This is a genomic window from Paenibacillus marinisediminis (assembly GCF_054343325.1).
In genome coordinates, this window is the sequence record NZ_JBTGUH010000003.1 from 378,120 (window position 1) to 390,683 (window position 12,564).

The following is a 12,564-nucleotide window of genomic DNA, read 5'->3' on the forward strand; positions in this document are numbered from 1 at the left end:
GGAGGTGATACATTGGACAAATTGGTGATTGAGGGTGGAAAACCTCTTTCGGGAACCATTCGTATCCATGGCGCGAAAAATGCCGCTTTACCGATAATGGCTGCTGCCATCTTAGCCGACGGTGTCGTTCAATTGGATAACGTACCTAAGCTGCTGGACATCGAGGTGATGCAGAATATTTTGCGCCGCATCGGCTGTCGGACATCAACCGAAGGAAATACTATCACCATTGACAACACAGAGGTTCATTCCTCTCATGTGCCGGAAGATCTGATGCGTCAAATGCGATCCTCGATCTTTCTTATGGGGCCGATGCTGGCTCGCTATAAGGAAGTGCATATCTATCAACCAGGCGGCTGTGCGATCGGTGAGCGCAAGATTGATTTGCATTTAAGAGGGCTGCAGGCACTGGGTGCCAAGTTGATCTATGAAGGCAATCGAATTACGTGTCGCGCATCGAAACTGATTGGAACTGACGTTCATCTGGACTTTCCAAGTGTTGGAGCCACAGAAAACATTATGATGGCTGCTGTGCTGGCTGAAGGGACTACCGTATTGACGAACGCTGCCCGTGAACCGGAAATTGTAGACCTACAGCATTTTCTAAATAAAATGGGTGCTAGAATATCCGGCGCAGGCTCCGATACGATAACGGTAGAAGGTGTTAGAGAGCTAAGCGGCTGTCGTTATGAGATTATGCCGGATCGCATCGTAGCAGGTACATTGATGATTGCGGCTGCCGCAACTCGGGGCGCTGTTACTTTGACGAATGCGCATGCGGGTCATTTGACTTCATTGATCCACATCTTGCGTCGCGCGGGTGTGCAGATTGCTATTAGTGATGGTATAATCAACGTAACGAGTTTTGGTCGTCCTAAGGCTGTAGAGCGAATCGTTACCTCACCTTACCCTGCGTTTCCGACAGATCTTCAATCACAGCTTATGGTGCTCCTGTCATTGGCAGACGGAATAAGCGTTATGAAGGAAACGATATTCGAAGGCCGATTCAAGCATGTCGATGAGCTTAGCCGAATGGGAGCCGATATCAGGGTTGATCTCAGCAGCGCATACGTTAAAGGGAAGTCTCGATTATATGGCGCAACAGTGGAGGCTACTGATCTGCGGGCAGGTGCAGCTCTCGTAATCGCGGGGCTGGCTGCTCAAGGTAGAACAGTGATCGAACAGGTTCATCACATTGACCGAGGATATGATCGAATTGAACACATGTTTACCCGACTAGGCGCTAATATTGAACGCTATTCCGTTAATCAGAATCTAGATTACTCAGCGATTGATATGAAGCAAGCATAGCAGGATGCGAGTCCCCTCCCGCAAGGAGGGGATTACAGGTAAGAAAGGAACTTAAGCGATGCAGGTTAGAGCTATCCCGCCATTACCAGATAAGCCTTCTAAGAAGCGAAAAGGAACGAAACTCGTCTGGCTCTTAGTTTTCTTGTTTATCGTCATTCTTGGCGTCCTATTCTTCCGATCGCCTATCAGCAAGATCACAGAAGTACGATTTGTGAATAATACATACGCAGATCCTGGAGTGCTTCAGACTGTCAGCGGCGTTAAGAAGGGCGAACCATTCTTTCGAGTGACGGAGGCACAGGCGGCAGAACGAATCAAGGTGCAGTTTCCATACATCAAGGATGTTACATTAGAGAAGCATTTTCCGGGTCGAGTAGATGTGCAGCTTCAAGAGTATAAGGTAGTCGCTTATGAATTGTCTGCAGATGGACAAGTTATGGCCATTCTAGAGAACGGCTCCGATGTAGTGCTGTCCAACAGCAAGAAGTTTGTACTGGAGAAGCCTCTGTTGACCAACTGGAACGAACCGGCGGCGAAGCATCTGAAGGATGAGCTGGGCAAACAGTTGGCGCTTATACCTGACAGATTGCTTGCAGATATTTCTGAGATTTGTTATTTTCCGTCTTCCTCGTATGCGGACCGAATTAAGCTCTATACTCGTTCCGGTTTTGAAGTTGTCACGACGATAAGCTTTCTGCCGGATAAGATTGCGTATTTAAGCGGTGTAGTAGAGACGCAGGAGCCTGGTCAGATTACGATGCTGGAGGCTGATTCCTATATCTCGTATACGAATCTAGCTAAGGGCGAGAATGGCGACGAGGGGCAAGAAGCTCAAGAAGAGCAAGAAAGTCCAGATGAGTAAAAAGACACTACTCAATAAACTGAAATGATGCTAGAATAAACTTTATGGTATTTCTCGAGAGATTTTTCAAATTTCTTCAATTCCCTTTCGTTATTTAGGTATTTTGAACTATGTTCATCGCTATAGTGGACAAGTATAATTCTTAAGACCTCATCGAAATCTCTTTTTTTCGACGTCAACGAAAAAAGTTGTAGAAATAAAGAGGGAATGACTGAACTTTGTTGAATACATATTAAGGTGTCCGGGGGATACAACAAACCATTGAATTGGAATTGGGAGGTGCCACGGCTTGAGCAGCAATGACATCATTGTGAGTTTGGACATCGGTACATCCAAAGTACGCGCTATCATCGGAGAAATTAACAACGGAACTCTGCAAATTATCGGTGTCGGTTCTGCGGAATCGGAAGGTATCCGAAAAGGTGCGATTGTAGATATTGACCAGACTGTGCAATCTATTCGCAATGCAATCGAGCACGCTGAGCGCATGGTCGGTATTGAAATATCGGAAGTGTATGTAGGGATTACCGGTAATCATATCGGGTTACAAACGAGCCACGGAGTGGTTGCAGTTTCGAACGAAGATCGCGAAATTGGCGAAGAAGATATTGTTCGAGTGCTTAAAGCAGCGGAAGTCATAGCGCTTCCACCAGAACGTGAAATTATCGACGTAGTCGCTAAACAATTTGTTGTAGATGGACTTCACGATATTCACGATCCTCGTGGAATGATTGGTGTTCGACTTGAAGTGGATGCTACTATTATCACTGGCGCTAAGACAGCTATACATAACTTAATGCGGTGTGTGGAGAAGGCTGGCCTTCATGTGAAGGACCTTGTCCTGATGCCGTTATCAAGCGGACAATTAGCTTTGTCTAAGGATGAGAAGATGGTCGGTTCTGTACTTGTCGATGTAGGTGCGGGTGCGACTACGGTTTCTATATTCAAGGATGGGACGCTTCAAGCGACTTCTACACTGCCGATAGGCGGTGATTTCGTTACGAATGACATTGCGTACGGTTTGCGTACGATGTCGGATCAAGCTGAGAAGGTGAAGCTGAAGTTTGGCTGCGCCTGGATTGATGATGCTTCAGAAGATGCCGTATTTAAGGTTACGCGAATTGGAAGCAACGTAGAGAAGGAATTCGACCAGGTATTCTTGGCGAATGTTATTGAACCGCGCGTTCAAGAAATCTTTCACCTCGTAAAGAATGAGGTTAAGAGATTAGGCTTTACTGATTTGCCTGGCGGATATATTTTAGCAGGCGGCACGGTGTCCATGGCGGGTGTGCTGAATGCGGCGCAAGCAGAACTGCAAACGTCGGTTCGTATCGCAGTGCCAGACTTTATTGGTGTGCGCGATCCGGGCTTTATCAGCGGAGTCGGCGTGCTGCATCATGTGATGCGCGCGATTCGCCCACGAGGAAGCGCGAAGAAGTCCGCGCCGCGCAAAGCGGCAACGACTGAAGCGGAGGCGAAACCAGGATTCTTGGAACGTATTAAGAATATGTTCAGTGAATTTATTTAATAGAGTATATGGAGCGTTTAGACCTCATGCCATCCATGCACAATAAAGGAGAGATGGAGAACTCATGTTGGAATTCGAATTTGAGATGGACACACTTGCGCAGATAAAAGTTATTGGAGTAGGCGGCGGCGGCAGTAATGCTGTTAACCGAATGATTGATAACGGCGTACAGGGCGTAGAGTTTATTACGGTGAACACCGATGCTCAAGCGCTGCATTACGCTAAGTCCGAGCACAAGCTTCAGATCGGAGACAAGCTTACACGCGGTCTTGGAGCAGGTGCTAATCCTGAAGTAGGCAAGAAGGCTGCGGAGGAATCCCGTGATCTCATTAGCAATACGCTAAAGGGTGCAGACATGGTCTTTGTCACTGCAGGTATGGGAGGCGGTACTGGCACAGGAGCAGCTCCAGTAATTGCTGAAATTGCGCGTGAATGCGGTGCGCTGACGGTTGGTGTCGTTACGCGTCCATTTATGTTTGAAGGGCGTAAACGCTCTAATCAAGCGGAGATGGGAATCGAAGCTTTGAAAGAGAAAGTAGATACGCTGATCGTCATCCCGAACGATCGATTGCTCGAGATTGTCGATAAGAAGACTCCGATGCTGGAAGCATTCCGTGAAGCTGACAATGTCCTTCGCCAAGCGGTACAAGGTATTTCTGACTTGATCAAGGTGCCAGGCTTGATTAACTTGGACTTTGCGGACGTGAAGACGATCATGACCGAACGCGGTTCAGCTCTTATGGGTATCGGTGTCGCGAATGGCGAGAATCGCTCAGCAGAAGCAGCTCGCAAAGCAATCATGAGCCCACTGCTCGAAACTTCTATCGATGGCGCTCGCGGCGTCATTATGAATATTACAGGCGGTATGAATCTTTCCCTGTATGAAGTCAATGAAGCGGCAGAGATTGTTACAGCTGCGTCGGATCCAGAAGTGAATATGATCTTCGGTGCGATCATTGATGAGAACATGAAGGATGACATTAAGGTTACTGTCATAGCGACAGGCTTCGAGCATAAACCGTTGATTCAACCTAATACGGTTCGCAAGACTCCTAGCAATGTGGCGCCAGAGCTTCGCGAGCCTCGAGAAGTTCTACCGCGCAAGTTCGGTATGTCGGAAAACCCAAGTGAATTGGATATTCCTACGTTCTTGCGGAATAATCGTCCACGCAACAACAATCACGATTAATGATCGATCTAGCTTATAAAGTATAATGGGTTGCCCGGTTTTGTCATGGAGATGACGATTGGGCAACCTTTTCTTTATTGAGATTGAGTAAGCAGAGCATGTAATCTATAAGTTTATCAGATGCTCATTAACTCCAGAATACTTCTTCTTATCGTACATCATCATAATCTGCATTCATCTATTAAACACATTTTATGATCATTGCCCATATTTAAATAGATATTTAAGACAATTGCATTCTGTCGCCGCCAAGCTAAGAAGCTTATGACTTGTATCGACAAAAAAAGTGACATTCCTCTTTCAGCGTTAGACAGACTTCGAAACTACTCCACTTTATACTAATACTAACTTTCATTACATAGTGCCGAGTCAGGAAAGGGGGATCGCTTTGACAGTCGTCTACGCTGATCTCGTATTAGGATTGAACGTGATTCTGGACGGCACCCTGCTGTATCTAACCGCCCGTATGCGAGGAATTCAATTGGCTAAATGGCGTTGGATTGGTAGTACAGCGATTGGCACAGCGTATGCCGGTTTATTGTTTCTGCCGATTGTGCCTCAGATGCTTACATTAGTTGGCAAAGTGCTTATTTCTATATGTATGCTCATCGTTGCGTTCGGATATCAACATCTTGGATATTTACTGCGCAATATGCTTTTTTTCTATTTCAACGCCTTTGTTATTGCGGGTGGAGCGTTCGGCGTTCAGTACTTGCTGCATGATGCTTCATCATGGTCCATCATCTCGAATCAAAGTGAGTGGCACATTAGTCAAGAGATGAAGATGGGAGCGGGTATTATGCTGCTTGCATTGCTTGCAGCTATGTTATGCTACCGCTTGGTATGGAAACAGCAGCAATCCCGAAAGCAGATGGAAAGCTTCTTGGCTGACATCGAGATCGGAATTGGAGGTATGACCAGGTCCTGCCGAGGGTTGATCGATACAGGCAACGGCTTGAAAGAACCTCTATCAGGTGCCCCGGTCGTCATTACGAATGCGGACATGTGGAAAGGTGTATTGCCTGAGCGTTGGCTCAGATGCTCTCTTGAAGGAACATCCTGGGATGCCTTAACTCAATTAACGGGAGCTGAAGCGGCAGGTGCCGAAACGTATTCGAGCAGTACGATCGATGACGCAAGACTTCGCCTTCTGCCGTATCGCGGTGTGAATGCGAAGACGCAGTGGATGATCGGCTTCAAACCCGACTACATTCAGATTATTCATAATTCTCATACATATGTATGCAAACAAGTCATTATTGGGTTAGACAGCGGTCAATTATCCAGGGATGAGCAATTTGAGGCGATTATCCATCCAGATTTAATAGCAGCTTCCTTGCAGAAACCGGAAGATTCCGCTCCATCGGCATCGAAGGCGTCGTAATAGCAGCTTTCAGGGATCTCCAGTCTTCGATATCATTCAGTTGCGTCCATGAGGAGGATCGGCGATGCGGTTTAAAATGAAAATGTTTATGCAGATTCAGATATATCGTTTATTGCTGTTGTTAGGCTTAAAGCGAGGAGACATTTATTACATAGGCGGAAGTGAAGCGCTGCCGCCGCCTTTGACAAGAGAAGAAGAGGAATATCTCTTGGATCGGCTGACTACGGGCGATTCTGCCATACGTGGAATGCTTATTGAGCGAAACCTAAGATTAGTTGTATATATTGCCCGCAAATTCGAGAACACAGGCATTCATATTGAGGATCTAGTATCCATTGGCGCGATAGGACTCATTAAAGCTGTCAACACATTCGATCCTGAGAAGAAGATTAAGCTCGCTACCTATGCTTCACGCTGTATTGAGAACGAGATCTTGATGTACTTGCGACGGAACAGCAAGACGCGTACAGAAGTGTCATTTGATGAACCGCTTAACATTGACTGGGATGGAAACGAGCTGCTGTTGTCCGATGTTCTAGGTACTGAAAATGATACCATTTACAAAAACATCGAAGAACAGGTAGATCGCAAACTGCTGCACAAGGCGCTTGATAAGCTGAGCGACCGAGAACGAATGATTATGGAGCTTCGATTCGGATTATCCGACGGCGAGGAGAAGACGCAGAAGGATGTAGCAGATATGCTGGGCATTTCTCAATCCTACATATCTCGATTAGAGAAACGAATCATTAAACGGCTTCGCAAAGAATTCAATAAAATGTTATGATCCCTGCCGCCCCTTCAAATCATTGATGGAGGCGGTTTTCTATGTATTAGGGGCAGTTTGCCTGATATGAAACTGCTCTTGTTCGAAGTCCGTGGAGGAATAATTCGGGGGTCCAAGGAGATAATGAACATTAATGTTTCTCCTTGGGAGGTAATGATGTATGACCCGAAACAAAGTCGAAATTTGCGGTGTCGACACCTCGAAGCTGCCCGTTCTCACAAACGCCGAAATGCGCGAATTGTTCGTGGCTCTACAGGAACGAAATGAATTATCCGCTCGGGAAAAGCTGGTGAATGGCAATTTACGTCTCGTTCTAAGTGTCATTCAGCGCTTTAATAACCGAGGTGAATTCGTTGATGATTTGTTTCAAGTAGGATGTATAGGTCTTATGAAAGCCATTGATAATTTTGATTTAGGTCAAAACGTAAAATTCTCTACGTATGCAGTTCCGATGATTATTGGCGAGATACGCCGTTATTTACGAGATAACAATCCGATTCGCGTCTCGCGCAGCTTGAGAGACATTGCCTATAAGGCGCTGCAGATTCGGGACTCCTTGACGAATCAGAATTCACGCGAGCCTACGATTCATGAAATCTCGGAAGCCCTAAACGTACCTAAGGAGGATGTCGTGTTCGCGTTGGATGCGATACAGGATCCCGTGTCTTTATTCGAGCCGATCTACCATGATGGGGGCGATCCCATCTATGTAATGGATCAGATCAGTGATGACAAGAACAAGGACGTTTCTTGGATAGAAGAAATAGCGCTTCGCGAGGCGATGCGGAAGCTGAATGAGCGAGAAAAGATGATCTTATCTATGCGCTTCTTTGAAGGGAAAACACAGATGGAGGTTGCCGATGAGATCGGCATCTCGCAAGCTCAAGTATCGCGGCTGGAGAAGTCAGCTATCAATCAGATGCAGAAGCATGTTCGCACTTAAAACGTACTGAAGCCGATTGCGCAAGCATCGGCTTTTTTTTAGATGATGCTGAAATCAGTTGGCAGTATGAAAGTGGGACAGGACATTTTGAGAATTCGCCACATATACTAGTTCAAACGGGCGCAGCCTGACCAAATGACAAGTGTGGTGAGCGGATTGAAAATATCAGACTTTCAAACGAAGGACGTCATCAACATTGTGGACGGTAAGAAGCTTGGTCAAATTAGTGATCTGGAGCTAGATCTTAAGCAGGGTCGAATAGAAGCCGTTGTAGTGCCTAATTACAGTAAGTTCCTCGGTCTGTTTGGCGGTGGTACGGAGCTGATCATACCATGGCGCAATATCGTCAAGATCGGAACGGATGTTGTGCTGGTGAAGATGGAAGAACCTCGTCCGGTGAAAATGGAAGAAACCGAACATGCCCTGCAGCCGTATAAACCGTAGGTCGGATGCGGGGCAGCCCCTCCTGTGGTAAACTAGTACGGAGGCAGATGAATTATTGTGTGTGCCGTTACCCGAATCGACAGATGAGGTGAATACATGAACATGGAACCGTTTATGAGGAAAGCCGCTCAACAAGACGGGCCGGTCTTGTTAGAGCTGAGCAATTGGACGGAACGGGTTGAGGGCTTGACGGCGGGCTTCACGACTCGCTTAGGCGGAGTAAGCGAAGCTCCATACGATACGATGAACATGGCGCTTCATGTTCAAGACGAGCCTGAGGCGATCGTTGCTAACCGTCGCCGATTGATGGATGCGATCGATATGCCGTTTGAAGCATGGACTTGCGCGGAGCAAGTACATAGTCATCATGTGCATATCGTTACTCGCGATGAACGCGGCAAGGGACGTCTATCGAGAGCGGATGCAATTCCGGATGCGGATGCTATTATAACGCAAGAGTCGGATATTTGTTTGGCTTCATTTTATGCTGACTGTGTACCTTTATTGTTGGTTGACCCTATCCGTCGTGTTGTCGGACTTGCGCACGCCGGTTGGAAGGGAACTGTACAGGAGATTGCTGTCCGCACGGTTGAACAGATGCAGCAGACGTTCCAATCTCAGCCCGAACAATTATTAGCAGCTATTGGTCCTTCTATCGGCAAATGCTGTTACGAAGTGGACGAGCGTGTAATCGCGCCTGTAGAAGTGCTATTAGAGAAGCTTCCTGAGGATGCAAGGAGCGCGCTGGAGTACCGCGATAATGGTCGCGCTGTGGTTGATTTAAGAGAAATCAATCGACATTTGCTGATAAAAGCAGGAATTATGCCATCAAATATCGAATGTACTACTTGGTGTACTGGCTGCCATACAGAATTGTTTTACTCCCATCGCGCGGAAGGCGGCAAGACGGGACGTATGGCGAGCTGGATCGGCTGGAAGAAGGGATGACAGAATGACATTAGTACAACGAATTGAAGCGGTTGAACAACGGATCCAAGCAGCATGCGAACGCAGCGGCAGAAGCCGCGACGACGTTCAAGTTATCGCAGTCACGAAGTATGTTTCGCTTGAAACGACAGGAGACGCGATTCGAGCTGGGCTGCATCAGATTGGTGAGAACCGCTGGCAAGATGCAGAAGCAAAGTGGAGAGCCTATCAATCAGAGGCTACTTGGCATTATATCGGTTCGCTGCAAACGAACAAGGCGAAGGACGTAGTAGGCAAGTTCAGCTATATTCACTCGTTAGATCGCGTGTCATTGGCGGAAGCGATTGAGAAGCGGGCACAGGCACTTGATGAGCGCGTTCGCTGCTTTATTCAGGTGAATGTGTCTGGGGAAGAGAGCAAGCACGGCTTAGCGCCCCAGGATGTTAAGCCATTTCTGGAAAAGTTGAAGGAATACCCTCATATACAACCGATAGGCTACATGACAATGGCTCCTTATGAAGCAGAGCCGGAGTCCACAAGACCTGTATTTCGCAGCTTGCGCCAATTGCGTGACGATATTAACAAGACACTAGCAGAACCGATTCATCATTTATCCATGGGGATGTCTAATGATTTCGAAGTCGCCATCGAAGAAGGAGCAACATGGGTTCGACTAGGATCCATCCTGGTGGGGAAAGAAGGGGAATAATATGGGTATTATGAACCGATTCATGAATTTTATTGGGATGCAGGATGAGGAAGAGTTCATAGAGCGCGAGAAGATGGATTCTCCTGAGCAGGAATTTGAGCAGGAAGTGGAAGCGCCGGTATTTGAGCCGCGCAAGAGCGGTAAAGGAGCTAACGTTGTGAGTATTCACTCTCAGAAGCAAAGTAAAGTTGTGCTCTACGAACCTCGTTCCTACGATGAAGCGCAAGAGATTGCGGACCATCTGCGCTCCCGCCGTTCTGTTGTCGTTAATTTACAGCGTGTTCGCAACGATCAAGCGTTGCGGATTATCGATTTTTTGAGCGGAACCGTGTATGCTGTAAGTGGCAACATTTCGAAGATCGGCAGCAACATCTTTTTATGCGTGCCCGAGAATGTAGAAGTTCAAGGTGCGATCACAGAGATGTTTGCGGAAGACTTCGACTACAAACAAACGAGGTGAACTGATTGTCTGGATTGGAAATTCAAGTTATAAGTTACGTGCACTTACTGTTTCAAATATACTTTTGGCTCATCTTCATTTATGTACTCATGTCTTGGGTACCGAATGTACGAGCCAGCTTTGTCGGCGAATTCATTGGCAAGCTGGTTGAGCCGTATCTATCTATTTTCCGTCGATTTATACCGCCGATTGGCGGCATGCTGGATATCTCCCCGATCCTTGCATTGTTTGTCCTTCAGTTTGTAGAAATGGGCGTAGTCGCGATCGTTGGCTATATTTTTTAGATTATTGAATACGGAGTGAACAGCATGTCCCAACATGAGCCATTATTTCATCATTTCCATTCCGATGAACGAGCTTTTGCGGAACGCGCCATGGAATGGGTGCAGCGTGCTGCCGACCGCCATGAGATTCGGATTACCGGCTTCCTAGATCCTCGTCAGATCTCGATTCTGCAATCGCTAGTCAACCGAAATCCGGACGTTCATGTACGTTTCGACGGTGGTTGGGCAGACGCCGAGCGGAAGCGGGCATGCATCGCTCCGGATTATGTTTATTTGGAAGCAGAGTCGATGGGACTGCAAGTACTTGCAGTCCATTCTGCTGATCAGAAATGGCTGGAGCTGGAGCACGGCGATTTCATGGGAGCGGTGCTTGGGCTTGGCATCAAACGTGAGAAGATCGGAGACATTCATGTTCACGATCATGGATGTCATATTGTCGTCACAGAAGATATCGCGTCGTTTCTAGATACGCATCTGCGTCAAGTTCATCGCGTATCTGTGATGACCGATGTGATTCCGATAACCGAGCTTCAGCCCGTACATACAGAGCTTAAGGAAGTGCAATTGTTCGTTGCATCTATGCGCCTTGACGGAATCGCAAGCGATATGTTCCGATTGAGCCGAACGAAGATCGTAGTACCGATTCGAGCCGGCAGATGCAAAGTGAACTGGAAGACGGTTGAAGATCCTGCTGAACTGCTGAAATCTGGAGATGTCGTATCGCTGAAGGGCTTTGGACGTTTTAAGGTGATGGAAGTTACAGGTATATCGAAGAGCGGTCGCATCAGGGTCACTGCAGGCATTTATTTGTGAAGAAACGGTCAAGATTCAGAAGGATAATGCAGGATGATGTCGAATAAATGTACTCACTAGCAATAGGGGTTCGTAAATCTTAGGAGGTGCACACGATGCCACTGACACCATTGGACATACATAATAAGGAATTCGGACGCAAGTTGCGGGGCTATGACGAAGACGAGGTCAATGAGTTCCTAGATCAAATCATTAAAGATTATGAAGCGTTGATGCGTGAAAATAAAGAGCTACAAAACCATGCACAAGTTCTGCAGGACAAGCTCAATCACTTTGTGAATCTGGAAGAAACGTTGAGCAAGACGATTATTGTAGCACAAGAAGCTGCAGATGAAGTGAAAGGCAACTCGAAGAAGGAAGCCCAGCTGATCCTCAAGGAAGCAGAGAAGAACGCGGATCGGATCATCAACGAAGCTTTAGGTAAATCGCGCAAGGTGGCGATGGAAGTAGAAGAGCTGAAGAAACAAGCCTCCATCTATCGCGCTCGTTTCCGTACTTTGATCGAAGCACAGTTGGATCTGCTCGGTCAAGACGGATGGGAAGCGTTGGAACGCGCGGAAGTTAAGGATTTATATTAATTGTTGATCTGAAGGTTTGACTTTTTTGGCGATTCGAGTTAGTATGATTTACAACTTCATGAACGTCATGTCATTGACGGGAACGCGCCGTAGCATGTTGCAGTTCTACCAGAGAGTCGGTATTAGCTGAGAGCCGACGAACACAACGCTGCTGGACATCATCCCTGAGACATCTTGCTGAAACGATTGTTCCGTGCAACATCCTCGATCGTATGTAAGCTTGATCGGTTCCCTGCCGTTATCAGGGCGCGCCAGTTCTTTGGTATATGCATCATCATTACCGACAGGCGCTGCTGAGTGCCGCATTGCAGGATTGACGGCATCCTTACAGGATGCTTGAGATTG

At 47.0% G+C, this 12,564-nt stretch carries 15 protein-coding genes; 14 read left to right on the forward strand and 1 reads right to left on the reverse strand.

Going from position 1 to position 12,564, the window contains the following annotated elements; genetic code table 11:
* The first annotated feature begins 12 nt into the window (after window positions 1-12).
* The 14 genes from murA (at window position 13) to ACXX53_RS11100 (ending at window position 12,219) form a co-directional block, all read left to right on the forward strand.
* Window positions 13-1,311 carry a UDP-N-acetylglucosamine 1-carboxyvinyltransferase gene (murA, locus tag ACXX53_RS11035; RefSeq protein ID WP_458568696.1) on the forward strand — a complete coding sequence of 433 codons (1,299 nt, stop codon included), beginning with the start codon at window positions 13-15 and terminating at the stop codon, window positions 1,309-1,311.
* A gap of 58 nt (window positions 1,312-1,369) precedes the next feature.
* Entirely contained in the window at window positions 1,370-2,173 is an 804-nt protein-coding gene (locus ACXX53_RS11040; RefSeq protein WP_458568697.1) for a cell division protein FtsQ/DivIB, read from the forward strand.
* Window positions 2,174-2,462: 289 nt separating this feature from the next.
* The gene (gene ftsA, locus ACXX53_RS11045) at window positions 2,463-3,701 is read left to right on the forward strand and encodes a cell division protein FtsA (RefSeq protein WP_458568698.1); all 1,239 of its coding nucleotides are present in this window, start codon (window positions 2,463-2,465) and stop codon (window positions 3,699-3,701) included.
* A gap of 64 nt (window positions 3,702-3,765) precedes the next feature.
* Window positions 3,766-4,890, forward strand: a complete 1,125-nt coding sequence (ftsZ, locus tag ACXX53_RS11050) for a cell division protein FtsZ (RefSeq protein ID WP_458568699.1) — start codon at window positions 3,766-3,768, stop codon at window positions 4,888-4,890.
* 388 nt (window positions 4,891-5,278) lie between these two features.
* Window positions 5,279-6,274, forward strand: a complete 996-nt coding sequence (locus ACXX53_RS11055; RefSeq protein WP_458568700.1) for a sigma-E processing peptidase SpoIIGA — start codon at window positions 5,279-5,281, stop codon at window positions 6,272-6,274.
* Between the two features lie 64 nt (window positions 6,275-6,338).
* Window positions 6,339-7,061 (forward strand): RNA polymerase sporulation sigma factor SigE, encoded by a 723-nt coding sequence (gene sigE / locus ACXX53_RS11060; protein ID WP_458568701.1) that lies wholly within the window; start codon window positions 6,339-6,341, stop codon window positions 7,059-7,061.
* 160 nt (window positions 7,062-7,221) lie between these two features.
* A complete protein-coding gene (sigG, locus tag ACXX53_RS11065; RefSeq protein WP_458568702.1) occupies window positions 7,222-8,004 on the forward strand; it encodes an RNA polymerase sporulation sigma factor SigG in 783 nt (260 codons plus the stop codon).
* A gap of 135 nt (window positions 8,005-8,139) precedes the next feature.
* Complete coding sequence (locus ACXX53_RS11070) at window positions 8,140-8,448, forward strand: YlmC/YmxH family sporulation protein (protein WP_458568703.1); 309 nt, start codon at window positions 8,140-8,142, stop codon at window positions 8,446-8,448.
* 96 nt (window positions 8,449-8,544) lie between these two features.
* A complete protein-coding gene (pgeF, locus tag ACXX53_RS11075; RefSeq protein WP_458568704.1) occupies window positions 8,545-9,396 on the forward strand; it encodes a peptidoglycan editing factor PgeF in 852 nt (283 codons plus the stop codon).
* A 4-nt stretch (window positions 9,397-9,400) separates the two neighbouring features.
* On the forward strand, window positions 9,401-10,084 hold the full coding sequence (locus ACXX53_RS11080) for a YggS family pyridoxal phosphate-dependent enzyme (RefSeq protein WP_458568705.1): 684 nt from the start codon (window positions 9,401-9,403) through the stop codon (window positions 10,082-10,084).
* 1 nt (window position 10,085) lies between these two features.
* Window positions 10,086-10,544, forward strand: coding sequence for a cell division protein SepF (locus ACXX53_RS11085; protein WP_458568706.1), 459 nt, complete (start codon window positions 10,086-10,088; stop codon window positions 10,542-10,544).
* Between the two features lie 14 nt (window positions 10,545-10,558).
* Complete coding sequence (locus ACXX53_RS11090; RefSeq protein ID WP_458568743.1) at window positions 10,559-10,828, forward strand: YggT family protein; 270 nt, start codon at window positions 10,559-10,561, stop codon at window positions 10,826-10,828.
* Window positions 10,829-10,852: 24 nt separating this feature from the next.
* Window positions 10,853-11,641, forward strand: coding sequence for a YlmH family RNA-binding protein (locus ACXX53_RS11095; RefSeq protein WP_458568707.1), 789 nt, complete (start codon window positions 10,853-10,855; stop codon window positions 11,639-11,641).
* A gap of 95 nt (window positions 11,642-11,736) precedes the next feature.
* Window positions 11,737-12,219: a DivIVA domain-containing protein gene (locus tag ACXX53_RS11100; RefSeq protein ID WP_458568708.1), complete on the forward strand. Its 483-nt coding sequence runs from the start codon at window positions 11,737-11,739 to the stop codon at window positions 12,217-12,219.
* Between the two features lie 105 nt (window positions 12,220-12,324).
* On the opposite strand, the gene ACXX53_RS11105 is transcribed toward ACXX53_RS11100, so the two are convergent.
* Complete coding sequence (locus ACXX53_RS11105) at window positions 12,325-12,525, reverse strand: hypothetical protein (protein WP_458568709.1); 201 nt, start codon at window positions 12,523-12,525, stop codon at window positions 12,325-12,327.
* Between the last annotated feature and the right edge of the window lie 39 nt (window positions 12,526-12,564).

Coding starts and splice junctions, on each gene's coding strand:
- ACXX53_RS11040 (WP_458568697.1), top strand. CDS start 1,370: ATGCAGGTTAGAGCTATCCCGCCATTACCAGATAAGCCTTCTAAGAAG.
- ftsZ (WP_458568699.1), top strand. CDS start 3,766: ATGTTGGAATTCGAATTTGAGATGGACACACTTGCGCAGATAAAAGTT.
- sigE (WP_458568701.1), top strand. CDS start 6,339: ATGCGGTTTAAAATGAAAATGTTTATGCAGATTCAGATATATCGTTTA.
- sigG (WP_458568702.1), top strand. CDS start 7,222: ATGACCCGAAACAAAGTCGAAATTTGCGGTGTCGACACCTCGAAGCTG.
- ACXX53_RS11070 (WP_458568703.1), top strand. CDS start 8,140: ATGACAAGTGTGGTGAGCGGATTGAAAATATCAGACTTTCAAACGAAG.
- pgeF (WP_458568704.1), top strand. CDS start 8,545: ATGAACATGGAACCGTTTATGAGGAAAGCCGCTCAACAAGACGGGCCG.
- ACXX53_RS11080 (WP_458568705.1), top strand. CDS start 9,401: ATGACATTAGTACAACGAATTGAAGCGGTTGAACAACGGATCCAAGCA.
- ACXX53_RS11085 (WP_458568706.1), top strand. CDS start 10,086: ATGGGTATTATGAACCGATTCATGAATTTTATTGGGATGCAGGATGAG.
- ACXX53_RS11095 (WP_458568707.1), top strand. CDS start 10,853: ATGTCCCAACATGAGCCATTATTTCATCATTTCCATTCCGATGAACGA.
- ACXX53_RS11100 (WP_458568708.1), top strand. CDS start 11,737: ATGCCACTGACACCATTGGACATACATAATAAGGAATTCGGACGCAAG.
- ACXX53_RS11105 (WP_458568709.1), bottom strand. CDS start 12,525: ATGCGGCACTCAGCAGCGCCTGTCGGTAATGATGATGCATATACCAAA.